Origin of the sequence: Vibrio sp. V12_P9A6T4, assembly GCF_963874835.1 — a bacterium.
Classification (GTDB): domain Bacteria; phylum Pseudomonadota; class Gammaproteobacteria; order Enterobacterales; family Vibrionaceae; genus Vibrio; species Vibrio anguillarum.
On record NZ_CAWNJO010000040.1, the window covers coordinates 1 to 25530 of the forward strand.

Genomic DNA, 25530 nt, shown 5'->3' on the forward strand with positions numbered 1-25530 from the left:
GCAGGAATGAGCGTGAATTGGTTGCTGTACGTGGTCGCGCCACTGCCGCCCTCTTCTTCCAATGCTTGTGGCTGCTGCCCCTGATGATGCACTTGCACTACAACCCAATCGCGGTTCGCGCTGTCGTCAAGGTGCTCTTGTAAGTCAAACTTTGTGCCCGCTTGTAAACCGGGGTGGTTACTTTTTCCGCTCGCGGTACGCGCTTCTCGTCGTAGGTACTCTAAGCGAATTTGATTAAAGGCTTTGCCGCTGACGTCGTCTTTAAAGCGACCCGGTGCATCAAAGTGCTCGTAGGTCGCTTGCTGGTAATCCATATCGCGCCCTTGCGCTTGCTGAGCAAACGAGTAGCTCGGCTTTTTAAAGCTGTAATCTTGCAGCGCGCTGTGGCTCACTTCGGTTTGGCTGTGTTGCGTTAATTGCGAGACATAAGGGCTCTCCATCACGCCACCCGCAAGGACGTTGTAAGGGATAGGCGTTTCTCGCTTTATCAGGCTTTGGCTGTCGTCACTGAAAAAGAGGGTGTGTTTCCCTTCTTCATGAATGAAGTGATACACCAAGCCCTCTTCGGCGGCTAAGCGGTGCAAGAAGTCGATATCCGTCTCACGGTACTGCACGCAGAATTCACGCTGAGCACACTCACGCTTCAGCGAGAAGGCGTAGTCGTTAATGCCCATTTCTTGCAGTACGATGGAGAGGATTTCAGGAACGGTTTTGAGCTGGAAAATACGGCTGTTTTGGCGCAGTGATAGCCGCTCTAATGCTGGAACTAAGGTCAGTGAGTAAAAGGTGTGATGATGGCCAATATCGCCTTTACTGAACTGGCGCACAATGCCGTGCACGCGCTGCACGACAAGGCCATCACGCAACATCTCAAGCTGAGCGGTTTTGTCCACCAGCTCCAACGCCGTTAAACCAGATTGGCGACTGGCCAGTTTTATCTCATAGCGAAAACCGTAGCAGCGCAGGCCCGCTTGCGTGCTATCAGACAGCGATTCCACACCTTGGTATTCATGCACCACTAACGTGTCGTCTGCCAAACCCTCCACGGTGAGCCTAAAACTTAACCTTGCCATCTTTTTCCCTTCCACTCTTTTATCGCAAAATGACACTAGTACAGCAAGTGCAGTGCCAGATATTTTTCTTTGATATTCATTAGCTTATAAACAGCTCGATTGACAAAGGCAACAAACTGCCTGATATGAGCAAAAAGTTGCCCTTCAATAACCAATTGTTGCTCAGCTTATTGAGCCTGAGCTTCCTGATTATGTGTCACAGTCAAATGCTCAAACTGCTTGTCGAGCTCGGCCATTTTCCAGCTCAAATTATTAAGCCGCTGCTTCAGAATCATAAACTCCTGTTCAGCCTGTACAACATCACCTTTTTTGAGCAACTCTTCGACATATGCAGTTCTCCCATAAATAGGTGACAGACTAATAGCGAACTCCTCCAGCGATTTGGTTTGTCTTTGCAGTTCGGTTAATTTTCCTTTTTGCGCGAGCAGCGCGATGTTGGCCATCTTGGTTCGCGTTTCACTAAAACGCTCCATAAAGCGCTCAGTTTGTTGCAGAGCTTCACGCTTAGCATCGGCAAACGCTTGATCAACCTCCAGCACCGATTCGGTTTGGGGATAAAGTTGTAATAACGCATCCAACACTTGCTGGGCTTCAACACGAGCCGATTCAAAAGAGCGCGCCATTTTTTGCTCAATCTCCTCTCGGTACAATGGCACAATCTCATTTGACAACCGTTCAAGCTTGGCTGGCGAGTTGGCCTGTTGAAACGCATTGATCTGATCTGGCGTATGTAAAGCAGGTAACCTTAGGTTGGTTGCATAAGATATTGAGTTGAAAAACGGCAAATAAGTGACGGCCCCATACACCATCACAACACCAAGAACACCGGATATAAAAGCGGCCACATGCGTAACACGTGAGCGCTTTTGATTACGCACCTGCTCAACTTGTTCCGTTTGAGTATGGCGCTTTAGCAGCGAATGATATTGCGTTTCTAAACGATCAATATGTTCAAAAATAGCAAAACCTACTCCTTCGAAATCAACCAAATAGTCCGGCTGTTGCAGCTCTAAAATGGCATGCATACGCTCACAAAAGCGCTCACAACGGTATAAATCACGCAGTGCTTCATGATTCGGACGCAGACCTTTTAACTCCCGCACTACACGAGCATTAACCCAATCGAGCACTTCCTTGCGCATTTTCGCCGATTTTACGTCCGGTTTTGGCAAATTACTTAAGCAGCAGCACAGCAGTTCAACACCATTGGCATATCCCGCTAAGCCCTGCATTTTTAAACAGGCTACGGTGTAATAACCGCACAGCAAAAGGTCAATCCCCGGGCCTTTTGCTAATGTTTCACAAGCAACTTTCACCACAGCCCAGTCTGGACCACCTGATAATGGGTTGTTACGACGATTGATCTCATCTCTCACCTTTTGGTAGGCATCAATGTGACGAACAGCGGCAGCATCATCTATCAAATGAAAACGAGCGTGGTCGATAAATACAATATTGGACATGACTACAGCGTCCTAAGTGAGTTGAGGAGCGATGACCAATCGCTCCTCACTATTATTTTAGTAAAGGGTTTTCGAGAGTTTGAATGACTTAAATAACCGCTCGGTGAATGGGTTAATATCTGCCTCTGAATTGAGTCGATAAATCATCTCACCACCGTCAACTGCAAACTTAAAGTCAACCGACGTGGAACTAGCACCCACCACATCACCTTGTTCAAGCAAGCGGAAAAATGCCCACGGACCTTGGATATTAATACTTCGTGGCGACATATTATTTTTAGTCGGCACTAACGTTACTTTAGAGATCGCAGAATCACGCAGCGTATTTGGCCAAATCAACTCGACACTGTCTCTTGGGCCGTGACTGTAAGCGAGATATTGACCATCAACATTCAGCACACTGCGGCGTTTGTTGTTGCTCAAGCGTAAGGGTTCAACCGAGAAACTAACGTCTAAGACCCCTTTGCGGTTAAAGAAAGCTTGCTGAATTTTCTTTGCCTGCTTGAGCTGTTCTAGAACGTCTTTGCGAATAATCGACTGCGCGTTATCGTCATCATTGACCGCAATATTTTCTTCCACAAACATTCTTAGCTGGTTGTTGTAGAAGTTGTCTAATGTGCCGTTGGGCGCAAAAAACGCTTCAAAGTCAGAAAGAGAACTGTCTTTGTTGGATGACTCATTAAATGGATAGCGCCCAGCTAATTTCTCTTCAAAGGTTTTGTAAACATCATCATGCCAACGAACTTCAAGGTGCTTAATCGCTTCTTGTTTGACAACATACCAACTCTCATCCGCCAGTTTAGACACCATAGTATCGAGCGGTTTAGGCAAACCTGATGCAATACGTTTCACCGTGTAAATTGGATCAGCGTTCACTAATTTTACGCGTGCTTTAGTGGCATCAAGCGCAGCCATACCAACATCTGGCGCTTCTTGAATAGATTTGAGGTAATTTTGTAACTCTTCCACCGCCACTAACACTTCATTGATGTACGCTGGCTTATCACCGACTGGCTTGAGCATAGCGTTTAGTTCAGCAAAGGGCGCATCAATCTGCGAAGCAACTTTGTATTTTGGATTTTTTAACAGCTCTTTTTGCGCGGCTTCATCTTTAGGCACGCTGGCATACATTTGAGTATTGCTTTCTAAAGTGCGAAGCAAACGCTGCATCGGTTCAATGTTGCCAGTAAAGTTTTCTAATACTGACACCGCGTCATTGATGTCGCTAAAATACTTAACGCTGATTTCATTAAGAGCCGCACGCCAGGTATTGGTGTAGTCCGCCACATACAAGCTGCGGATTTTGTTACGAAGGTCATGCTTATCCGCTTCGCTAAATTGAGCCGATTTGGATTGCCCTAGTACCCAACTGTCGATCAAGGCCAGCTCAGAAACGGATTCTGATTGCGGCATGAAGTAATCTTCAAACCCTTTTTTGGTAAGCATTTGGGGAATATACAGCGAGCTGCTGTTGACCACTCGCTCTTCAAAAACCACATCAAAGACGGGGCCAATCAAGTTGCGTAAATTGATCGAGGGGCCAAGAACCGTTTGTGCATTCAACTTCAAATTACGGTAAACACGTTGATCGTTAGGCATAGAACCAAGATCAGACTGCACTTTCGCCACCACCTGATCATAAGGCTTCATCACCGACTCTGCATTGCGATCACCGCGCGCGCGATCACCCGCTAAATCCGTGTGTAACATGGCGTAGTCTAAATGCCCCAGTAGTTCTTCTTGGATCACGCGTTGCCCAGCGAACTCTTGCTGCCAGTATTTGGAGAAATAATCGAGTACATAATCCTTATAGCGGCCGCTTTTATCTACCATCATGCGATAAACACGCAGCACGGCCAGTTTCTCTTCATCTGTTTTGGCTTGGTTAAGCTGCACAACGACATCAGCCATTAGTAGAGGTAAAAAGCGGTTTTCCAATAAATTCAAATAGGTCGCTTCAACCATTGGACCAATCGTGTGGCCTTGGTACAAACCAAAATCGGAAATGTACTGTGGTTTATCACGGAAGAAGCCAAACTCCAATGTCGCCTCTCGAATTTTATTGAGCGGCACGAGAACATCTTGCTGAGAGGCTAAATAAAGATTAGAGGGGAACTCGTTTTTGTACTCGTTTACTTTCGCTAACACCGCATCAGAATGCTTCACGTTACTAAGGTAATAACGATGCCAAGTGCCGACTAATAACACAGTTGCAATAGAACAAGCCACTACTGACAAACCAATCAAGCGCCGTTTTTGCTTCGCAACACGAAAATTATCTGAGGCAAGCCCAGCTTCAGGATAGATGATGTTATTAAACAGTTTTTGTGTGAAATAAACCGTTGAGTTTTTGGCTTGCTGTGCTTTATTAATGGCATGATCTAGCCCATAACGACGCGAAGCAGCATCATCAAATGCGTTTGTGGGTACGCCCTGTTGATACACAGAAGTGAAATACGCGCCACGCACCAAAGCCGAAGTAGAGAACTGATCACTGGCCAATGCATCGTTGAAAAATTGTAATAAGATCTCTTTTAAACCAGAAATTTGACGCGTGAAACTATAAATAGCATTGCGCTCTTCGAGATCCATAGGTACAGAAACCGCATGCGGCAGTACATCATTAATGCGCTCAACAAACTGACTGTAGTCTTTTGAAAACTCGTTGAGCCAATTATCTAAGTCATCAATAGAGTCAAGCGAAAAGGTAAAGCCCAGCACATCTTCACGCTGACTGCGCGAGTAATGTTTAAAGAAAGGTTCAAAACCGTGTAATAAATCCAATTTCGTCAATGCAATATAGACAGGTAGACGCGTGGATAACGTCTCCATCAGTTCACGTAAGCGAGCACGTAATAAATTGGCGTAAGCTTTACGCTCGGTTGCAGTTGCGGTTGCTAAGTGAGAAACGTCTAACGCTAAAACAATACCGTTGAGTGGACGACGGCTACGCGTTCTCTCCAACCAATTAACAAAATGAAGCCACAAACGGCGCTCCATCGCACCATCGTTATCATTGCTATGGTTACCTTGTGTCAGTAGCTCTCCATCTGGATCAATCAATACCGATTCATCGCCAATCCACCAATCAAACGAATACGGGTTTTCACTTTTTTGACCCGAGGCTCGCATTACCGAAGAAAAAACAAAGTTTTGCCCAGAGCGGTTGATGAGGCTGGTTTTACCGGCATTTTCCAAACCGAGCACTAAATACCATGGCAACGCATAAAGATAATTACGTTTATTGAGGTTCTCTTTCATGCTGATCATCACTTGGTTCAGCTCAACCTCTTGGCGCTCTTCATAGGCTTTAATTGGATCTTGGCGAAGCTGATCTTCACGCTTTTGCTCGGCTTTAAAACCTTGCAATTTTCGCCACTGCCAAACACCCCAAACGGCCAATGCACCTAAAGTGAACAAGCTACTTGCCACTGCGCGAGCGGTTATCGATTCAAGTGGCTTATTACCCGCGATCTCTAGCCAAGGGCCTGCCCACCAAATCGCAACATTCAATAGAATGAATGTGCTAAATAGCAAAATAGGCATCGCCGCGGCAATGCCCGGTGTTAACTTTCTTGCGATCCCAACAATAAATTTCCACATGGGTTTGTGTCCTTCGTTTACTCTGACGTTGTGTATTGTTCTAATTGCTCAACTAATGAGGGTTCCCAATCGGTAACGCTCATGGTGCTAACCTGAGCATGTAACGTTTGGTACTGTTCTTTCGCCATCGCATCTAAATTATTGCTATTTAACAAATCAGCCGATAATAACCGCCAATAGAATTTATCCCTTGGCTCACTGGCGCTGACCAGACCATCGTTGAGCATAGAGAGCGCCACCGCAATGCCTCCCTCTTTCGCTAAGCTAAACGCCTCTTTGCGTTTGTCTTGCCAATCACCTGCTACTTGGCCTTGGGCGCTACTTTGCTGCTGGCTGAGTAGCCACTCTTTTACGCTCGCATTGACAAAAGGCTCGCCTCCTTTGAATTTCAACTCGAGCAGCGCAGGTAGACGTGCCACAAACTGCTGGCTTTCACTCAAAATGGCTTCACTCCACGCCTTTTGGCCTAAGCTTTGCGCGATTTGATAGCTCATCATCTGCCCTTCAAACCAGTAAGGTGCCATGGTCAAACTCTGCTCTACCTTGCGCCATAAGGCTAAATCTGGGCTACGCATTTGGTCGTGATACTCTTTGATTCGTTCTTGCGCCATCGCCCGTAACAGTGTTTCACCGCTGACGTCGTGCTCAGGTAATGAGGTAATACTTGACCACACGGCAAAACGCCTGACTCGTATTGCCAAGGCAATGCCGAACTCTTGTTCAGACAAAAACTCAGCTACCTTTAGTAAAGTCTGCTTAGTAGCTTTGTCACTTGAACTGTCGACGGAGATGGCGCTCTGGGTGGTGGTTTTACGTTCAACCGCCGGAGTCTCTTGCACATGTTGAGTCGCTTGCTCACGTTCTGTTGCACGGCGCAGTTGGGCTTGAACTTTAGCCACTAGACTTTCAACGCTTTCAGACATCAGTCCGGCTTGAGTAGTCGCTTGCTGTAGCGCGTCGATCGCGGTGTTTAACTCATCACGATCTGGTCCATCAAATTGTGCGAAATCTAACTTGTCGATGACTAAGGCTAACCGCTGCACAATCTGGCTGAAGAATTTGCGACGTGGCAAACTGCCTCTTTTGCCTGGCGCAGGGAAGCAATCTTCCCAGTAAAGGGACATGAAATCGCTCAGCAGCTGCAGCGACGTGGTGAAACGTAGCGGTGTGACTTGGTTATGCAGACACTGCAACAGGTAGATCAATAATTTGAGATCTTTACTTTTTTCGCTGAGCAGTTTGAGCGTACTGTGTTCGACTTCATCCCATTGCACGCTAGCGTGGGAGAGTGACCCCACTTTCATCATTTGATCTTCAACAAAATCAAACAGTGGATCATCAATCAGCCGCTCACCCACAGGGTTATCGGCTTGAATAGGCTGAGTAATACAGCGGCGATAATCGGTTAACTCCATTGGAACTCCTTACCAACCACAGCGTGTTTTTAGTGCCGTTAATGATTGCGAAAGCTCGCTCGCATCAAACTGCAATCCATCAACAAAAGGAGAGTTTGAACGCAGCACAAGGCGATTTTCTCGCGCCATCGCTTTCATCATCTCAATCGCTGGCATGCCTCTGCCTGAGGAAAAGAGCAAACCTAAATCGTCACTACGCCAAGATTGTGCCTGCATATTAGCAATCGACACTTGGATGCGAGGATCATCAATCGCGCTAGGAAACGCCAATTCCACTCGACTCAAATTGTCGATACAGCTCATCAGCAGCACAGGTTTAGCGTTATCGTCAAACTTTGTATTTTGATTTAACGCAACCAAAGTAATCCACGCATTCCCTTTATCATCGTCGCCCTCAACGGTTAAGTGACTTGCTTCCCCGTCTTGATACTGGCTGATGCTATCAAAAGCGCGTTGCCAAGATAGCGGCGCATTGGGCGTTGCCGCTTGAGGCATCACCACGTCAGAAGGCGTTTTAAACAGGTGGTCAAAACAGCTCAATCGCTCTAACCGAGATGTTATCGTCGTGCATTGCTCTGCTTGTGCTATAGCGTCATTTTCCGCATTCGCCATGGGGAAATACAGCGTCATAGAGAGGCAAACTGTGAGCCTAAACAACCGTTTATTCATGGTGTTTTAATCTCCAATTTTTGGCATTTATAGGCCAAGGTCCGCTTGGGAATACCGAGGCTTTGAGCCGCTTTGGCCCTGTCACCAGCAAAATATTGGAGGCGCTCACGGATAATACGAGACTCAAATTCATTCACCGCTTGTTTTAAATCATCCACCACTCGACTGACACCGGGCTCAGCTTTAGCGACCTTATGCCCATGTCGTTCAGTCTCTGGCTGCTGATCGGCTTTAGTGTATGCTAAACGTTGTGTAAAGCAGGACTCCTCCACCTGTGTGCCATCCAGTGTTTGCGCACAACCAAATTCAATAAGGTGCTTGAGTTCACGCACATTACCGGGAAAGTCATAACGTTTTAGGCAATCGATCGCTTTATAGTGCACACCCCGAATGTTGGTTGCATGCTGTTGATTAAAGCTGCGTACAAAATGTTGGCTAAGCCGTTCAATATCATCCATCCTTGCCGCAAGGCGTGGCAAAGTGATCGGGTACTGAAATAAGCGGTAATAAAGATCCTGACGAAACGATTTATTACGCACTTGTTCGAGGAGATTGACATGCGTTGCTGAAACCAAACGAAAATCAGAAGATTGTTCGTTTTTACCGCCAATCGGCCGAAAAGATCGAGATTCCAATACCCGCAGTAATTTGGCTTGCAGGCTCAAGGGCATATCACCGATTTCATCCAAAAACAGGGTTCCGCCATCGGCTTGCGCAATCAACCCTTGTTTATCGCTATCCGCGCCGGAAAACGCCCCTTTGCAGTAGCCGAACAGTTCACTTTCCAATAAGTTTTCAGGGATAGCCGCGCAGTTAATAGCAACAAATGGCGCTTGTTTACGGGGCGAGAGTTGGTGCACCGCTTGCGCGACCAACTCTTTACCTGTCCCTGTTTCACCTTGCACCATCACTGAAAGCTGTGATGGCGCGGCGTTGATGATCTGCTCTCTTAATTTTTTCATCGCCAAACTGTTACCGATTAAGGTTTCAGAGAGGCTCGCAATTAATGAACGACGAGCGTTGTCACGCTGAACGTCAGACAAGGATTCCGATAAGCTTTGTCGATTTTGTTCTTCCCGTTGCATCTCATTAAGCAACGACCACTGATGGCAAAAAACATCCACATACTTGATAAAATCTGGCTGCTCAAATAGGCCTTCCAAGGTATGGGTTTCACCAATCAATAGCAAAATAGACTGAACTTGTGTATCCCCATTCGGTAACGGGTGTACAACCACGCTATCTAACATGCCAACCCGGCTAGTGAGTTGACTAAACAGGCGATTCGATTGCCAAAAGACCAATTCATCAGCGGTTAAGTGCATCGATTTGGCCGATTGCAATACATGGGCAAACGGACAATCAAAATCGGTGACCGACCAGCTTAAATTCAGCGGGTTATTCTGTGGCACTAAGGTACGGCCGTCTGAACTGGGAACCAGTAACAAGCAAGTATCGAGCCTTAGCTCTCGGCGCAGCGTTTCTACAAACAATGCGGCCAATTGGCTAGGCTTTCTCGCGACAACAAGCTCGGTTGCGTAAGCTAACCAGTGACTCATGATCACTCAACCTCTCCAATAAACTCACCCTCTTCCGCCGCTAAATAGATGCGTTGCACTGGTTGTTTATCAGCCAATTTATTTAACAAAGCTAATGAAATCGGTGGTAGTAATTGACCTTCGATGATCGCTTCCAGCATACGAGCCCCATTTTCAGAGCGCGTGGCACGGCTTAAGATCTCTTCGATCAAGCTATCTTCAATCACCACGTCAGCGGCATAACGCTGTTTAAAGAGCTGCTCAAGGCGGGTTAACTTGCCACGAACAATCTGCTCTAGCACGTCTTTGCTGAGCGGTAGATACGGAATAATCTCCATACGAGCCAGTAAGGCGGGTTTGAAGAAAGCCGCAAGTTCTGGGTAAAGCTGCTCATCAAGCAACTGAGGCTGCTGCGCGTAATCGACTATGGTTTGGTAACCTAAATTCGAGGTGAGGAAGAAGACGATGTTTTGGCAGTCGATCACTCGACCTTCACCATCGGCTAACTCACCTTTATCAAAGGCTTGGTAGAAAATATTAAGCACTTCTGGGTGTGCTTTTTCAACTTCGTCTAACAGCACCACAGAGTACGGCATTTTACGAATCGCTTCGGTAAGAATACCGCCCTCACCATAACCAACATAACCCGGGGGCGAACCAATCAAACGTGAAACGGTATGCTTTTCTTGATATTCCGACATGTTGATAGTGGTTAAAAATTGTTTACCACCATAAAGTTGTTGCGCCAGTTGCACCACAGTTTCGGTTTTACCAACACCACTTGGACCCACGAGTAGGAAGGAACCTTTTGGACGCCCCGGACGGCGCAAATCCGCGCGCGCCGTTAATAAGTTACGGTGAACACGCTCAATCGCAGTATCTTGCCCTTTGATTGCCTCACCTAAAATAGCCGTTAGGTGGGTGATTTTATGCAGCTCATCGCTGTTCATTTGGTCAACGGGCACGCCCGTCCAGTCCGCAATTACTTCCGCTATTTGCTGAGCATCGACTTGTGGATGCATGAGGCGATCATTATGAGGGATCTCTTCTAACGCTCGATATTGCGCCTGCAATTGAACAAGTAACTCATCACGCTCAACTTGGGTCTGCTCGCCATGATCCTCAGAGCCATCTAAGAGCTGATCGCGTAGGGTAATAATGCGCTCAATGATCGCTTTTTGCTCTTGCCAGCTTTGAGTCAAGGCCGCTTTTTCAGCTTCATCGGCCATTTCTTGGCTACATAGCTCATCCAAGCGATGCGAATCAACCACTTGACCTAAATATTGAGCACGCTCAAGCATATCAATTTCAAGTTGACGTTGATGGCAAGCGGTCTCTAGTTGCGCTAAGCGCTTCGGCGGTGTGGTGATATTAATTGCAATACGCGCGCAAGCAGTATCCAACACATCAATCGCTTTATCCGGCAGTTGTCTACCTGAAATGTAACGCGCTGAAAGCTCGGCGGCGGCTTTCAATGCATCATCAGTAATCAATACGTTATGGGCTTTTTCGTAGACACGATTCAAGCCGCGCAGAATATCTACTGCTTGGCTGATGCTCGGCTCTTCTAATTTCACTAACTGGAAACGACGAGTCAGCGCAGGATCTTTTTCAAAATACTTTTTGTACTCTTTCCATGTGGTGGCTGCGACAGTACTGAGCTCGCCTCGCGCAAGAGCCGGCTTGAGCAAGTTGGCCGCATCACTACCACCCTCTTGGTTGCCAGAACCAATTAAGGTATGCGCTTCATCGATAAACAAAATGATCGGTTTAGGCGAGGTTTTGATCGCGTCAATCACGCCTTTAAGACGTTTTTCAAATTCACCTTTGACTGAAGCACCCGCTTGCAACAAGCCGAGATCGAGTGAGCACAACTCTACATTTTGCAGCTGTGTCGGCACATTGCCCGCAACGACGCGCAATGCAAGTCCTTCAATCATGGCGCTTTTACCGACACCAGCATCTCCCACAACGATAGGGTTGTTTTTACGACGACGACACAAAATGTCGATCATCAAGTTGAGTTCGTTTTCACGACACAGAACAGGGTCTAGTTCGCCGTTACGCGCTTGCGCCGTGACATTGGTGCAGTATTTATGCAGTGGCGAAGATGACACTGCATCCAGCGCAGCAGGAGCTTGAGAACCCGCTTTGCTTTTTTCAACCGCCGACTCGGAAGAGTCTTGCAACAGCGTATCAAACCCTTTGTTTAGGCTCTCTTTGTTGATGTGTTCAAAAAGACGGATTAGTTTAAGTGGTAGGTAACGATCAGCGCGCATCAACGCGGCTAAAAACACCACACCTGAACGAAGCTGATTCTGATTCAGCTCAGTGGTAGAAAGCAACCAAGCTTCCTGCAATAGCTCAACCAACAGTGGCGAGAATGCTGGATAGGTATCTAACACTTGCTCACGAGCGTAACTGGCACTGATGGCTTGTTTTACGGTTTCCACATCTAAGTTAGCGTGCTTAGCTATCACACGCACATCCGAAAGTGGGTTCTCTAACAGCACATGCAGGAAATGCTCATAGGTCACTTCTGGGTGCTGACGTTCAATACATAATGAAGCGGCTTGCTCTAGGGCTAGCTTACTCTGTTCATTGAGTTTTGAAATTAATGTGGGTAATTCAATACGGATCACTACAATCACCTAGCCTTTTATAATTAGAGTATTTGGTTCAATTGGTTTAATACGTCTGCCGATTGGCTGTGCAGTAAATAGGAATAGCCTAAAAACACACCGACCCAAATAATGACAAAACCAAGCAGCACTGACCAAACCGGTAACTGCCTGCTTAACTTATATTTTGATTTCACCACATGGTCCGTGGCGGAGGTCAGTTCTTTCGGCTCGTTTTCATCCAACGAACTGACGGTGTCATGTAAACGACTGATCACCTTTTCACGCTCGTTGTGGCCGCTTTCCATCACACGGTATTTACCTTCAAAACCTAACACTAGGCATTGATAGATAAACTCTAGCAACGCGCGATAACGTTTAGGTTCACCTTCCAAGCGACTTAAGATGGTAAACACTTTTTCGCCGCCCCAAGTCTCACTGTGGAAACGAGACAGCATAGAATGTTCAGCCCACACACTGGATGCACCCCACTCGGTTCCCATGACGGCTTCATCCAAAAACGCGCACAGAATGTAGCGATAAGCCATCAAAATCGCATGCTCAAACCCTTGCTCGGCAAGCTCGATTTCAATCGCTTTAATCTCTTCCACCGTCTGTTTGTAGATCTGCTCAATGTTGTCGCACTCTGACAAGCTGCGTACCCGCAGCGACAAACCAAACAGAGGGGTAGCAGCATCAATCAAAACATTAGGGTTATCACCACGCAGTTGAAACCAGTAATCTTGGTCGTGGTTGATCTGCTCGACGCTGTCAAAAAGCAGACCGCTGTATTGGGTGTTTTTTTTATCAATGGCCATCATCAGCTCCTAATCGCCCAGAATTGCAGGTCAAGATCTTCAAACGCACCCGCGACATGGAAAGCAAAACCACTTGAGCGACCTAACATCGACCATGCTGAGCTGGTTTTATCCAATTGGTAATAGGTATAACCGGCGTGGTAAGGCAACTGCCTTGGTGCCACTGGTAACGGTGTAATTGGAATGCCCGGTAATTGCAGTGAAATGAGCTCGCGGATTTTCTCCACTGACGATACTTTGGTCTGCTGAGTAAAGAGACGACGCAGTTCATCTAATGGCATGCGTGCTTTCACCGCGATGATGAATTCTGCGCTTTCAACTAGTTGAGGGTCGTGGATTGGGGCAACCATCAGGCCGTACTTACGTTTATCCAACTGAATCGAGACCGCTCTAGGCTCAAGTACGATACTTAGGCTCTGTCTTAAGTTGCGGATCAGCGGCCCAAAAGAGTGGGTCGGCATTTCATGGTTGTAGCTCGGGATGCTCGGTGGTAAACGACTTTCATCGGTAAATGTAGCCAATTCTCCACATACGCATGACAGGCACTCAAATAAACGTTCCGGGTGCAAACTGCGTAGCTCTGCCAAGTGTTGCATCTGGGGTTGTAAGCGATTCAGGGCTTGCAACAACATAAAGTCAGACACATCCGCGACCCCGCCTTGAGAGGGAGAACTGATACGTTGAGCAATGTTTTTGGCACGTTCGCGCATTAACCCAGAGATTTCGTTAATAAAACGGTGCAAAGCCGCATTGCTCGCAACATTAAGATGGCACGGAATAAAGTCCGGATCGAGTACGACACTGCCATCAGGACGTTTTTCTAAAATACGAGCGATCGCAATTGAGGCGTAAGAGCTTCTGTCTTCTTTTTCAAGCATCAACTGCACACGAACAGGTGAGACATCTAGCGTCGTGGTGTCACCGCGCACGGTATGCACATCGCGCACTTCTAAACGATTGCTTAAGTAACGCCCGGTTCCACGCTCTTCAGGCCAGTTAATCTCCATTAACGATTCACTGCGAAGCGGCACCGCTAAATAGACCAACTGGTTTGCAAGCGAAGCATCGGCAATCTCAAGCGCATCGGGCAGCACATCTTCCTGAGGAATACGGAAAACGGTTCCATCAGGCATAATGCCGACCGCACGTTCGATCGCGATACGGCCAAAAGAGAGATATTCAGGGTTAAGTGATAACTCTGATACTCCGTAAAGGTAGCCACTGACTGATGAGATGCGTTCATCAATATGATATTCAAAATAGCGTTGCTGCTGCTGGAAATGCTGCGGTTTAATGAATAGACCTTCATTCCAAATGACACGATTACGCGCAAACATCTTGTTACTCCACCCTTTCCAGTTTTACATCGTAGTCTTTGAAATACATCAAAAGATGGTATTCCCTACCTTTGTTAAGCACTTTGACGGCCTTTTTCCATTCACTCAGCTCAGGTTCAGCAAAATGCGCCATGACCCCAATGTAGTTCGTGCCTTCATCAATCTCGAACGCGTTCACAAACTTAAACTGGCCTGGTGTCATTACATAATCGTAATTGGCGATAAAATTGCTGCGTAACGCTTTTTTGTAGTCTGCCTTTACTTGGTCATAATCGGCAGACATAAACATCGAATCATCTTTCAGCTCAAACACTTGAACCTCTATCGGCGACGCTTCACCCCAAATATTAGGGTTAGTACCTTCATCACTAACGAGACTGAACGTTACCTTGGTCGGCTGTGTGGCTGGCTCATACTTTTCTGATGAGCTACAGGCGGTTAATACCGTCAGTAGCATCAGCAGGACAAAAGACCGCTTGTTCACCGTTATAGCTCCAGCTGTTTTTCACGAATTTTCTTGTCGTAAGACTGCTCGAAAATTTCCCAAAACAGTTTCTCAAATCCTTTTTGGCGATTAGAAGTGAGCTCTTGGTAGTAGTGGCAATACATCTCCCACGCCCAAGCATCTGAAGAGTGATTCTGTGCATCACTATTGCGCTTGTAATGTTGGAAACGGCGCAGTAGCACTTGAGGAGAAAAGGCATTAAGAATCTGATTTAGGGCTTCGCTAGTGGCGTGCTGCATTGCTTCGTTATGGTCGCGCACATTTTTTAGGCTTTCGGCAATCGCCGCTGGGGCAGACAAGTGCACCACACTTTTATCAGCATCATACAGAGTACGAATGGTTTCTTCGTATGATAGCCCCAAGCGAAGTGGGTTATCTTCAATCGGTTGCAAGTTACGATTCATCATACCAAAACGCCCTTCACTCACTTGCTGGTGAAGCTCAAGCAAACCTTGCACACAAGCTTGCAACGATTGCCCAAGCTCTTCTGAAAGCATGTGCATTTTCGCCATATCGTGGCTATTGCCAACGTCAACACCTAGCCCGGTGAGCATAGGGCCGGTCAATAAGTGTGATGCATTGTTTGACGAGCTGTTGTGTTGCTCGGAGTGAGGGTGGTAGCTTCTCGCCACTTCTTCCTCAAGTAGATCTAATACTTTATCGTCCATCGCTAAGCCCTCAGGTACGTTGTAAATGCTGTTGTTAATGTTCAAATGAGTCGGTGGTTGCGCAGTCTCATGGTGCTCAACAGCCGGAATAGGTGGTAAATCGGTGGAGGTTTTGCCAAAACCGAGAATTTTCTTTAATCGAATCGATGACGTCATCTCATACTCGCTGTCAGCTTGAGGCGTAAACTGCAGTTGCGACTGCTGGCTATCGTATTCTGGCACTAATGAATGTTGTGCTTGTGCGAGTGGTTTTTCCGTCTCTTCAAGCAACGACTCTTCTTGTTTAATGCCTTGCAATAAATCATCTAAAGCGGCGATAGGGTCCATTGAACTCGGCTCTGGTTCATCCTCGTCGCGGCTAATATCATCCAATGGACCATCTTTGAGTAGATCGAGCCCCTCTTTAGCAAACAGCTGATCCAAAGAGCCATTAATCAGAGAATCATCTTCACCCACTTGACCAAAAATGACACGAATTTGGTAAGGTCCAATGGCCACTTCATCTTTATGCTCCAACTTAGCCGAAGCACCTTGCCCTAACGGCTTATGGGAACCATTAACATAGGTATTACCAACCAGATCTTGAATGCAAAACGCACCATCAATCACACGGATGGCACAGTGATGATTTTGAATTTTCCCTTTACCGTCACGAAGCTGCCAATGCGCATCACTTGCAGAGCCAATCACACCGCCTTGCACATTAAACATCGCTTGTGCGGATAATCCTGATTCCAGTAGTTGCACATTCGTCACTACCATTGAAAGCATTTGCTTCTTCTGCATATCGCTATTGCCTTACTTGTATAAGCACGCTTTTGTCCGCCAAATCGCGCCCTAAAAATGATGACCAACCCAAAGCCACACCACTGTCATGGCATAAACTCATCACCGGAGCCTCGCTCTCGTGCATGGTCAGCTCAAGGTCGTAAGCCATCTGCTCTCGTAAAATAAACTCCACCAACTTACACAGCGGTTGATGTTCTTTGCCTGATGGCAAAAAATCGGCAAATCGTTCTCGAGTTAAGTTTTTGATACAGATAACAAACTTACCGTTACAGTCCATCACTGATTCACCCAACATGCTGTTGATCCCAAGCTCACCATTCTGCTTACCTAAGCAAAACTGCTGATAAGGCTCTATCCGGACTTTGCGTCGAACCCACTGGCGAATACTGACTTCTTGCAGATCAAAACAGTGCGCGATGATGCCAGACACCACTTGCGGTGAACGACTTCGGCCAGCCAAAGTGCCCGCATAAGCCAGCATCTTGCACCAATTTATCGGTGTTTCGCCGCGCAAGTCCGCATCACCCAAACCGACTAAAGCAAACAGCTGTGATGAAAATTGATCCTGCGCACCCGCTTGAAAACGGACGTAATAGCGATACTTTCGCCATACGCGATATACAAGGTTAATCAACCGGTTATTGAAAAAATCTAAAAAGGGCCGCTTGAAACCACCGGGATCTTCTTCGACCAATTGCTGCAAAATAAAACCAGGCAACGGTGACTGTGCCCCAGTTAATCCAAAAAAATTGGTTTGTAGGATCAGGCGCTCATCCGCGAACTCACGTAAATCGGTTACGTCCGCTGGTGCAAAACCTAAACTGGGGTTGGCACTGAATACCAACTGGCATGTCCGCTCCCAATCTTCTGATTCAGGATTAAACGCATTAAGTTTTTGCAGCAGTTCCACCAACTGGTAGAAGTTGTACGTTCGTACATCGCTTGGTAAACCCAGTAGAGGCTCCGGCACAGCCGCCGCAGCCATCTCTAGATCAATGGCTGCATTCCTGTCTGTGTTCCCCATGTGTACTTCTCTTGATTGGACGCGTTAATAACGATCAGCTCATGAAACGAATTGATGCTGGCATAGAGGGCAAAAAAGTGGCTAAGCACGGTGCCAAAGAGGTAAAGCTCCCCTTCTGAACCAAAACAGTTTTGATCAATATGAATCGTCGATTGCAGCCCTCGCACTGGCAAACCGCGCAATATTTTATCCACGGGTTGCGACTCAATTTTTTGGATCCCTTCAAGACGCAAACGCGCAACACGCTCCGCTTGGCGATCCACCAAGGCTCTGAAATCGTAAGCTCGCAACACACTGCTTAAGGCATCTTTGGACAGCAGCGATAAATAATTCAGCGATAAGTTAGAAATCAATACCCACAATAGACTGCCATCCAGTACTGGGCGCAGAGATTGTGAAGGCACGGTAATATTGCTGAAAGTGGCAAAGGGGGGCGAGCTGTCTGTCGGCTCACAAATGTCACCGACACCGAGTTCGAGCGGTAATAAGCGATTGGTGCAGGTGAGTTTGAGCGAGATGGCTTCATCGATATGCATGGATTGCGTTTCATCTCCGCGAATGAAAGAGATGAAATTATCAAATCCATCGCCACGGATACTGTCTCTCACTCGTGTACGGTAGTAGAGCGCTTCACGATTTCGAACCCGCTCAACTTCATGCTGAAAACTTTCAAACGCTGAATAGACACGTTTTTCACCCCGAATTCGTTGGCTGGCTTGAGTTTTGTCTTGCCAACCGAACACGCCGTCAACGCTGAACACTTCATAGTGAGAAGGGTAACGACTAGAGGGAATAATGCGATACTCTGAACGCTTGCCCGTTAAATCGATCGGATCGGCATCATGTTCAAACAAATTAATGACAGGGGTGCAGTACAGCTGGAAATTATCCTGACGCACTCGAACGTCCGCTGGCAAGGTTTTCGAAAAACTGATTTTCAGTTTGAACGCACCATGCACTGATTTCGGCACTACGCTAGCCAGACGGGTAATGTCAACAAAGTGAAATGCTTCAGGAAACGACAAGTATTCCTGCAAAACGCGATAACCTTCATACACATTGGAAGGATAGGGCAAAAGTGACTGCTCGCTATCAAATCCGACCGTTTGGAAGCTATTGCGCGGCAGCGTAAATTCTACCCCCGCGACTTCAACAGAAATCTTATCGAGGTAGTGGTTGAGCCATAGATAGAGCATTTGTGAGCTGTATTTATCACCACCTAAGTAAAAGCGCAGATCATCAAGATGCGCATCACCGACGCTTATCTCACCCAACATATTAAGCGACACTTCGATGATGGTCGCTTCTCTAGTATGTTGCGCAGTGACGTCAGTACATTTCAGTGGGTAAATCTGCACGTCACGACAGGTTCTAAAGTGACATTTGGTGCCGAAAACAGGCTTGCTATCGAGCTGAGTGCCACGAGCAATTTGCTGCTTATCACTGACACTTTTATCCGGTGTGAACGAGACAATACTCATGCTTGGCACAGGACGTAAGTAGTTTGGCCATAGCATGTTGATGATGGAGTGCGTTAGCTCAGGAAATTCATCTTCAACTTTTTCGCGCAAGCGAGCGGTGAGAAAGGCGAAGCCTTCCAATAAACGTTCGACATCAGGATCCGTCGTTTTACCGTGTAAAAAGCGAGAGAGTTGAGGATGAATTTCAGTGAAATGCTTTCCTTGTTCTTTAAGGAAAGCAAGCTCTTCTCTGAAGTACTTATCTTGAGCCATAATTTTCTAATACACTCGGTACTTTCGGTTTTGATCCAGTAGCAGGTTGAACTGCACTTTCTCATGTAACGCATCACTGTTTATTTCGGCCACAATATGGAAGCGCAGCATCAAAGGGCTAAACACGTCCGACTCGGATCGAATCACAATATTTCGTAAACGGGGCTCATACACATCTAAGCAGCTTTGTATCGCAAGCTTAATCCGCAGCGATAAGTCTAAGGTTTCTAACGTTGCATCGTTAAAATCCACTAAACCTAACGTTGGAGCACTTTGTGCCTCACCCATGCGAGTATTCAAAATATTGGAAACATTGCGTTTGATTGATTGGAGCACATCCCATGCATTTGGCCCTTGGGTCAAAGACATAGGCTTGGTGCCAGCTTCTAAACGTTCAAAGAAGCCGACACCAAATGCACTCTCTTCAGGTGCAATATAAGTCATGGTTATGCTTGATCTAATCGACCAACCAATGACAATTCAAAGTTCGCGCCCATGTACTTAAAGTGAGGACGAACAGAGAGAGAGACCTGATACCAACCTGGTTCACCTTCAACATCCATGACTTCGATTTTTGCAGCACGAAGAGGACGACGGCTACGTACGTCTGCTGGTGGATTTTCTTGGTCAGCCACGTACTGTTTGATCCAGCCATTAAGCTCGCGTTCAAGATCTTGACGCTCTTTCCAAGCACCAATTTGCTCACGCTGCAGCACTTTGACGTAGTGTGCAAGGCGATTGATGATCATCATATATGGCAGTTGCGTACCCAACTTGTAGTTGGTTTCTGCTTCTTTGCCTTCTTTGGTATTCGGGAATATTTTTGGCTTTTGGATCGAGTTTGCAGAGAAGAATGCGGCGTTATCACTGCCTTTACGCATGGTTAAAGCAATGAAACCTTCTTCTGCTAATTCAAACTCTTTACGGTCAGTCACCAACACTTCAGTTGGGATCTTACTTTGCAGTGCACCCATCGATTCAAACACGTGTACTGGCAGATCTTCAACCGCACCGCCACTTTGTGGGCCAATGATGTTTGGACACCAACGGTACTTGGCAAAGCTATCGGTTAAACGAGTAGCGAAAGCAAACGCGGTGTTACCCCATAGATAGTGTTCGTGTGAAGCGCTGACACTTTCCACATAATTAAATGATTTAATTGGGTTTTCTGTTGGATCATAAGGTACGCGCAATAAGAAACGAGGCGCAGTCAAGCCAAGGTAACGCGCATCTTCTGATTCACGTAGAGAACGCCATTTAGTGTATTTAGGGCTTTCAAATGTTGACTTAAGATCCTTGATATTTGGTAGCTCTTCAAAAGAATCGATACCAAAAAACTCAGGGCCTACACTAGAAATGAATGGAGCATGGGCCATCGCACCAAGTGCACCCATGTATTGCAGTAGCTTCATGTCAGGGGTTGATGGCGTGAAAGCAAAGTTACCGATGATAGCGCCAGTCGGCTCACCACCAAATTGGCCATAACCAGAAGAATAAACGTGCTTATAAAGACCGGATTGCGTCGTTTCTGGTGCAAATTCAAAGTCTTCAAGCAACTCGCCTTTCGTTACATGCAACAAATCAACCTTGTTGTTTTCACGAAAATCGGTACGGTCAATAAACAGTTTCAAACCACGCCATGACGATTCCATCTGCTGGAAACGCTCTTCGTGCAAAATCTCATCCATTTGAGCACTGATTTTCTTATCAAGCTCAACCAGCATTTGATCAACGAGTGATTTGTTAACCGGCTCTTCCGTTTGATTCGAACCGATGAGATTCTCAATAAACGCAGCAACCCCTTTCTTCGCAACATCATACCCTTCTTCAGTCGGTGCAATGCGCGTTTGTGCCATGATTTCATCAAGTAAACTGCCTTGGGTGGCACTTTGTCTCTCTAAGACGGCTTCAGTAGTAGACATCAATTTCGTTCCTAAATTTGATTAAATAAAAAGTTGGGTTGATCAAGCCTTATGCTTGAGGCTCTTCTTCTTTGCCGCTCACTAGGCTGAGCTCAGATAGAAGTTTTTCACGCGATTCTTCCGAATTTAGTAGCTCTTGTAGACGCTCTCTAAACGCGGGAATATTGCCCAAAGGACCTTTTAAGGCCACAAGAGCTTGGCGTAGCTCAACCAATTTATTTAATTCTGGAACTTGTGCTGCCACTGAATCCGGTTCGAAGTCAGCAAGAGATTTGAAACTAAGCTCAACAGGAAGCTCAGCATTTTCATCGCCACTCAGTTTATTGCGCACTGTAGTGGTCAGTTTCAAATCGCTTTCACGCATAACCGCTTCAAAGTTGTTCTTGTCCACTGAAACGGTTTGTCTCTCTTCAAGTGGGGTCTCTTCGGTATGGCCTTTAAAATCACCTACCACCAGAGTTTTTAGCGGTAACTCAACTTCAGCCTGTGCATCTCCCGTTGCTGGAATATACTTAATATTAATCCGCTCTTTAGGAGCTACACTTCCTTCTTTAGACATATTACGTCTCCAATACCTATGCCAATCATTGTCAAAATTACGGACAAGAGCGTAGCTAAACTTAGTTACCACTTACTCAGGCCGAGGGTTACATAACGTTGTAAAAATTAAAGTTAAATCTATTGGACTTAAGTTCTAATAGAACTCAAGTCTCTTAATATTTATTATCTGGTAGATTTTAATGAGCATTTAAACAATAAATCCCATTAATTAGCATTAGCTATTAAATTCTTCCCTAAACTACCCCATCAGATTTATCGATATTTTCATGGGGATTTAAAATTCTCGGCACATTCTATTCATATAGGAGCATTTTAAATATAAAAAATCACAAAAACATGATCTTCACCCAAAAAAATATGCCGTTTCTAATACTGTATAATTTAACTAATTAATATCCCAAAAGACATCATGATAATAAAAATTCAGACTATTCTTATAGTTAACAAATATGCCATTAGCTTGTGCTTTTTCTTCCTCACTCATCTTACCAGCAAGGCTTTCTTCCTCTAATTCCAATATTGAGTAGAGCGACTGCATACGTTCAGTACCAGCAGCAGAGAGATATAAATCTAAATAGGCTTGCGCTTTGATCCGATCGGGAGTCACAAAATGATAGGATGCGCTATCGCCGAGCAGAATCTTAACTACCGTTGCCAAAGAGGTAATATCACCTTGCTCTAACGCCATCAGTCGCCATTGATAGGCATCTTCAAAACGGCCTTTGCTCTCTAAAATACCGATGTAGCGTCTCATCGCAGGGATATAGTTTGTCTTCGCAGCCGCGAGATAGAGCTCTCTCACCTTGGTCTCCCTTTCTCCAGGCATTAAAAACAGGCCTCCACCCGCTTGAACTTGCTTTGCTTTATCCATCAATGCTCGTGGATGATTAAAACTGACCGCTTTATCGAGATAGTAGCTATACATCTCGTTATCCATACCTTTGTAAAACTGGGCAAGCTCGTAAGTGGCTTGTGCAGGATCATCTCGTCCTAAACGAATCAAACTATCGTAATACTGGCTTTTCCAATACTGCACATCGCGATCTCTTAACCACTTGGCATCAGTATAAAGATGTTTCATGGCGCGACGATTGCCTAATTCTGCGGCTTTAAGCAGATATTCACGCGCTTCAGGAGGCGTTCTAATGGTCGTTTTGTAGTTCGAAAGCTCCATCGCGTAGAGAAAGGCGGCATCCGAATTGTCGTTGTCTGCCGCGTACTGGAGGTATGGTCGCGATTCCATATTTTTGTATTGCGCTCGAAGCAGTCGTCCGGTAGCAAACGCTTTTTCCGGAGACATATTTCCTACTTCATACACTTCTGCTGCAGACGTTTCTTGCTCAGCATGTAACACCATCGAAGGAAATAAGGAGAGCGCTAAAATGGCATATGTTTTATTAATCCACATTGACGCGACTTCCAAACTTGACGCTTGCGGAACACACAATGATAGACGTTGGCAGAAATCCATCATGAACCGTTTCCATATTACCCACTACAATACTCTGACTCATTATATTTCCTTAACTGACTAACCATTTATCCATAAACACGTAAGCAAAAATCATTCCCTTCAATTACGCTTACTTAAGAATAAAGCCCCACAGCCCGAGCGGGCAAAAAATTGCCCAACCGAGCAACAAATTGCCCGAGCGGGCATAATATTGCCTATATGATAATCAATACTCAGCCTTTACCCATCAAAATTAAAAACAATACACTCATTAAATTAAATAGAATCAGGAACCAATCACTACAAATAGAATTAATGACAAAAAACTAACATAAAGCTGACATTGTTTTGCATAGAAATAAAATGAATTAATCCTCCAATCATTCTATATGTTTTAAATAAACGCATAGCATCAGGTTAAATCGACACTGTTAACTTATTTCTTTGGGATTCACTAAGCTATATTAATGATATTAATAAGCTAGTTACATTAATTAATCGTATCATCATCGCCGTTCAACCAGAAACTGGCATTTCTAGGTCAAATCAGTACAATTCTGCGTTCTCCACCACCATCCACTGCGAGCCAGAGAAAATGCCAACACCAGCGCCCTGTTTTACTGCCTTTAAAAAACCTATTGAAGGCTACTCTCTGCCTGAGCGCTTTACTTTCCCATTTTGTTACGAGCCGCATCCGCTTTGCGAATTAGCGGCAAGCCAGCTGCAACAACACCTGCTGAACCAGCAGAATTGGCAACATAATTTTGGGCTCGATAATCACGGCGTGCTAAACCAGCATCCGGAAGCTATCGGGAAAATGTTTGGTGTTTTAGTGGTGCGTAAACAAAGTGGAGAGCTAGGGTACCTGTCTGCATTCTCGGGGAAGTTAGCTGAGCAAAACCTGCTGCCGCATTTTGTGCCGCCTATATTTGACATGCTCACTAACGATGGTTTTTTCTTGGAAGGCAGCGTGCCGATCAATCAAATTAATCAGCAAGTTGAACAATTGGAGTGCGATCCACAGCGTGCGCTACTTCAGCAGCAATGGACCACGGCCCAACAGCAGGCGCAAGATGAATTAGAAGCGCATCGCCAGCTGATGATTCAAGGTCGTGAACAGCGTAAACAGCAACGCATCCTTGCCGAGCAATCAAATGATGCCCAACAATTGCGCGAAACCTTGGATTGTCTCGCCAAACAAAGTGTGGCTGAAAAAACGTCCCTCAAACAATTAAAGCGCAAGTGGGACGTCAACCTCAACGAACTACAAGCGCAAATAGACGCATTTCAAGAACAAATTGATGCGTTAAAAGAGCAGCGTAAAAATCTCTCTAATGCGTTGCAGCAACGACTTTTTTCTCACTATCGATTTCTCAATCAATACGGCACTGAAAAATCTCTGGGGGAGATTTTCCGTCTTACGGCTAACCCTGTTCCACCAGCAGGGTCTGGAGAATGCGCCGCACCAAAATTGCTGCACTACGCGTTTCAACATCAGATGACACCGATTTCACTCGCCGAATTCTGGTGGGGAGCGTCACCAAAATCTGAAATTCGTCAACACAAGAAATTCTATCCTGCTTGTCAAAACAAGTGCCAACCGATTTTGGCTCACATGCTTGATGGGCTGAAGCTCGATGATAACCCGCTATTGCATAACCCAGCGCAAGGCAAAGAGATCGACATCATCTATCAGGATGAAGCCATTGTTGTCGTCAACAAACCTGCCGAGTTTCTATCCGTTCCCGGAGTCAACATTCAGGACTCTGTTTATACTCGTTTGCAACAAACGTTTAGCTCAGATGAAGGGCTTTTTGTGATCCACCGCCTCGATATGTCTACTTCAGGTTTATTGGTGTTTGCTCTCACCCGCCGAGCCAATAAAAGCCTGCAGAAGCAATTTATTACTCGCGGCGTTGAAAAACGCTATCTTGCCTTACTCGCTGGTGAATTACAGCAATCGCATGGTGACATTCGCTTACCGCTGCGGGGCGATTTAGATGACAGGCCGCGTCAATTGGTCTGTTTTGAACATGGCAAACCCGCTGACACTCACTGGCAATTAATTGAATGCCGAGATGGATTCAGTAAAGTCTACCTCTACCCCAAAACAGGACGAACCCACCAATTGCGCGTGCATTGCGCTCATGTGGAAGGACTCAACCTGCCCATCGTTGGCGACGATCTTTATGGCACGAAAGGAGCGCGTTTACATCTACATGCTGAGTCGCTGAGCTTTGATCATCCTTATACCAAGCAAAGGATGACATTCACGGTGGATGCCGAGTTTTGATCGACATTCCGCTTTAGTGACATTGAGGTGACAAATCCTGACTTA

Annotated in this window: 18 protein-coding genes; 1 reads left to right on the forward strand and 17 read right to left on the reverse strand. The window is 46.0% G+C overall.

The annotated features are described in order from the left end of the window. The 17 genes from tssI to AACQ42_RS05225 form a co-directional block, all read right to left on the reverse strand. On the reverse strand, nucleotides 1-1073 hold a 1073-nt coding region (gene tssI / locus AACQ42_RS05145; protein WP_141195663.1), incomplete at its 3' end, for a type VI secretion system tip protein TssI/VgrG. Nucleotides 1074-1240: 167 nt separating this feature from the next. Next, entirely contained in the window at nucleotides 1241-2536 is a 1296-nt protein-coding gene (locus AACQ42_RS05150) for a type VI secretion system ImpA family N-terminal domain-containing protein (RefSeq protein ID WP_094166078.1), read from the reverse strand. 57 nt (nucleotides 2537-2593) lie between these two features. Continuing rightward, a complete protein-coding gene (tssM, locus tag AACQ42_RS05155) occupies nucleotides 2594-6139 on the reverse strand; it encodes a type VI secretion system membrane subunit TssM (RefSeq protein WP_094166079.1) in 3546 nt (1181 codons plus the stop codon). Between the two features lie 17 nt (nucleotides 6140-6156). Further along, the gene (gene tssA / locus AACQ42_RS05160) at nucleotides 6157-7554 is read right to left on the reverse strand and encodes a type VI secretion system protein TssA (protein ID WP_017046812.1); all 1398 of its coding nucleotides are present in this window, start codon (nucleotides 7552-7554) and stop codon (nucleotides 6157-6159) included. 9 nt (nucleotides 7555-7563) lie between these two features. After that, nucleotides 7564-8223, reverse strand: coding sequence for a type VI secretion system-associated protein VasI (vasI, locus tag AACQ42_RS05165; RefSeq protein ID WP_013868303.1), 660 nt, complete (start codon nucleotides 8221-8223; stop codon nucleotides 7564-7566). Continuing rightward, nucleotides 8220-9782 (reverse strand): sigma-54 interaction domain-containing protein, encoded by a 1563-nt coding sequence (locus AACQ42_RS05170; RefSeq protein WP_176429709.1) that lies wholly within the window; start codon nucleotides 9780-9782, stop codon nucleotides 8220-8222. Before AACQ42_RS05170 ends, vasI begins: the two co-directional genes overlap by 4 nt. Before the next feature lie 2 nt (nucleotides 9783-9784). Beyond that, a complete protein-coding gene (tssH, locus tag AACQ42_RS05175) occupies nucleotides 9785-12403 on the reverse strand; it encodes a type VI secretion system ATPase TssH (RefSeq protein ID WP_094166081.1) in 2619 nt (872 codons plus the stop codon). A gap of 23 nt (nucleotides 12404-12426) precedes the next feature. After that, nucleotides 12427-13200 carry a type IVB secretion system protein IcmH/DotU gene (icmH, locus tag AACQ42_RS05180; RefSeq protein ID WP_026027751.1) on the reverse strand — a complete coding sequence of 258 codons (774 nt, stop codon included), beginning with the start codon at nucleotides 13198-13200 and terminating at the stop codon, nucleotides 12427-12429. Nucleotides 13201-13202: 2 nt separating this feature from the next. Then, a complete protein-coding gene (gene tssK, locus AACQ42_RS05185) occupies nucleotides 13203-14537 on the reverse strand; it encodes a type VI secretion system baseplate subunit TssK (protein WP_017044997.1) in 1335 nt (444 codons plus the stop codon). Nucleotides 14538-14541: 4 nt separating this feature from the next. Then, nucleotides 14542-15021, reverse strand: coding sequence for a type VI secretion system lipoprotein TssJ (gene tssJ / locus AACQ42_RS05190; RefSeq protein WP_013868298.1), 480 nt, complete (start codon nucleotides 15019-15021; stop codon nucleotides 14542-14544). A 2-nt stretch (nucleotides 15022-15023) separates the two neighbouring features. Next, complete coding sequence (gene tagH, locus AACQ42_RS05195; RefSeq protein ID WP_094166082.1) at nucleotides 15024-16496, reverse strand: type VI secretion system-associated FHA domain protein TagH; 1473 nt, start codon at nucleotides 16494-16496, stop codon at nucleotides 15024-15026. A 4-nt stretch (nucleotides 16497-16500) separates the two neighbouring features. Next, nucleotides 16501-17523: a type VI secretion system baseplate subunit TssG gene (gene tssG / locus AACQ42_RS05200; protein WP_026028436.1), complete on the reverse strand. Its 1023-nt coding sequence runs from the start codon at nucleotides 17521-17523 to the stop codon at nucleotides 16501-16503. After that, nucleotides 17487-19256, reverse strand: coding sequence for a type VI secretion system baseplate subunit TssF (gene tssF / locus AACQ42_RS05205; RefSeq protein ID WP_019282041.1), 1770 nt, complete (start codon nucleotides 19254-19256; stop codon nucleotides 17487-17489). The genes tssG and tssF overlap by 37 nt, the downstream gene beginning before the upstream one ends. A 6-nt stretch (nucleotides 19257-19262) precedes the next feature. After that, nucleotides 19263-19700 carry a type VI secretion system baseplate subunit TssE gene (gene tssE / locus AACQ42_RS05210; protein WP_013868295.1) on the reverse strand — a complete coding sequence of 146 codons (438 nt, stop codon included), beginning with the start codon at nucleotides 19698-19700 and terminating at the stop codon, nucleotides 19263-19265. A gap of 2 nt (nucleotides 19701-19702) precedes the next feature. Then, nucleotides 19703-21178, reverse strand: a complete 1476-nt coding sequence (tssC, locus tag AACQ42_RS05215) for a type VI secretion system contractile sheath large subunit (RefSeq protein ID WP_026027753.1) — start codon at nucleotides 21176-21178, stop codon at nucleotides 19703-19705. A 49-nt stretch (nucleotides 21179-21227) separates the two neighbouring features. Continuing rightward, nucleotides 21228-21737: a type VI secretion system contractile sheath small subunit gene (gene tssB, locus AACQ42_RS05220; protein WP_017043584.1), complete on the reverse strand. Its 510-nt coding sequence runs from the start codon at nucleotides 21735-21737 to the stop codon at nucleotides 21228-21230. Nucleotides 21738-22124: 387 nt separating this feature from the next. Continuing rightward, the gene (locus AACQ42_RS05225) at nucleotides 22125-23213 is read right to left on the reverse strand and encodes a hypothetical protein (RefSeq protein WP_094131750.1); all 1089 of its coding nucleotides are present in this window, start codon (nucleotides 23211-23213) and stop codon (nucleotides 22125-22127) included. A gap of 574 nt (nucleotides 23214-23787) precedes the next feature. On the opposite strand from AACQ42_RS05225, the gene AACQ42_RS05230 reads away from it, so the two are divergent. Further along, entirely contained in the window at nucleotides 23788-25485 is a 1698-nt protein-coding gene (locus AACQ42_RS05230; protein WP_094166083.1) for an RluA family pseudouridine synthase, read from the forward strand. Nucleotides 25486-25530 lie beyond the last annotated feature (45 nt).

What these genes read in the sequence shown, in the direction of transcription:
- AACQ42_RS05150 (WP_094166078.1), bottom strand. Translation starts at nt 2,536, where the DNA reads ATGTCCAATATTGTATTTATCGACCACGCTCGTTTTCATTTGATAGAT.
- tssM (WP_094166079.1), bottom strand. Translation starts at nt 6,139, where the DNA reads ATGTGGAAATTTATTGTTGGGATCGCAAGAAAGTTAACACCGGGCATT.
- tssA (WP_017046812.1), bottom strand. Translation starts at nt 7,554, where the DNA reads ATGGAGTTAACCGATTATCGCCGCTGTATTACTCAGCCTATTCAAGCC.
- vasI (WP_013868303.1), bottom strand. Translation starts at nt 8,223, where the DNA reads ATGAATAAACGGTTGTTTAGGCTCACAGTTTGCCTCTCTATGACGCTG.
- AACQ42_RS05170 (WP_176429709.1), bottom strand. Translation starts at nt 9,782, where the DNA reads ATGAGTCACTGGTTAGCTTACGCAACCGAGCTTGTTGTCGCGAGAAAG.
- icmH (WP_026027751.1), bottom strand. Translation starts at nt 13,200, where the DNA reads ATGGCCATTGATAAAAAAAACACCCAATACAGCGGTCTGCTTTTTGAC.
- tssK (WP_017044997.1), bottom strand. Translation starts at nt 14,537, where the DNA reads ATGTTTGCGCGTAATCGTGTCATTTGGAATGAAGGTCTATTCATTAAA.
- tagH (WP_094166082.1), bottom strand. Translation starts at nt 16,496, where the DNA reads ATGCAGAAGAAGCAAATGCTTTCAATGGTAGTGACGAATGTGCAACTA.
- tssG (WP_026028436.1), bottom strand. Translation starts at nt 17,523, where the DNA reads ATGGGGAACACAGACAGGAATGCAGCCATTGATCTAGAGATGGCTGCG.
- tssF (WP_019282041.1), bottom strand. Translation starts at nt 19,256, where the DNA reads ATGGCTCAAGATAAGTACTTCAGAGAAGAGCTTGCTTTCCTTAAAGAA.
- tssE (WP_013868295.1), bottom strand. Translation starts at nt 19,700, where the DNA reads ATGACTTATATTGCACCTGAAGAGAGTGCATTTGGTGTCGGCTTCTTT.
- tssC (WP_026027753.1), bottom strand. Translation starts at nt 21,178, where the DNA reads ATGTCTACTACTGAAGCCGTCTTAGAGAGACAAAGTGCCACCCAAGGC.
- tssB (WP_017043584.1), bottom strand. Translation starts at nt 21,737, where the DNA reads ATGTCTAAAGAAGGAAGTGTAGCTCCTAAAGAGCGGATTAATATTAAG.
- AACQ42_RS05225 (WP_094131750.1), bottom strand. Translation starts at nt 23,213, where the DNA reads ATGATGGATTTCTGCCAACGTCTATCATTGTGTGTTCCGCAAGCGTCA.
- AACQ42_RS05230 (WP_094166083.1), top strand. Translation starts at nt 23,788, where the DNA reads ATGCCAACACCAGCGCCCTGTTTTACTGCCTTTAAAAAACCTATTGAA.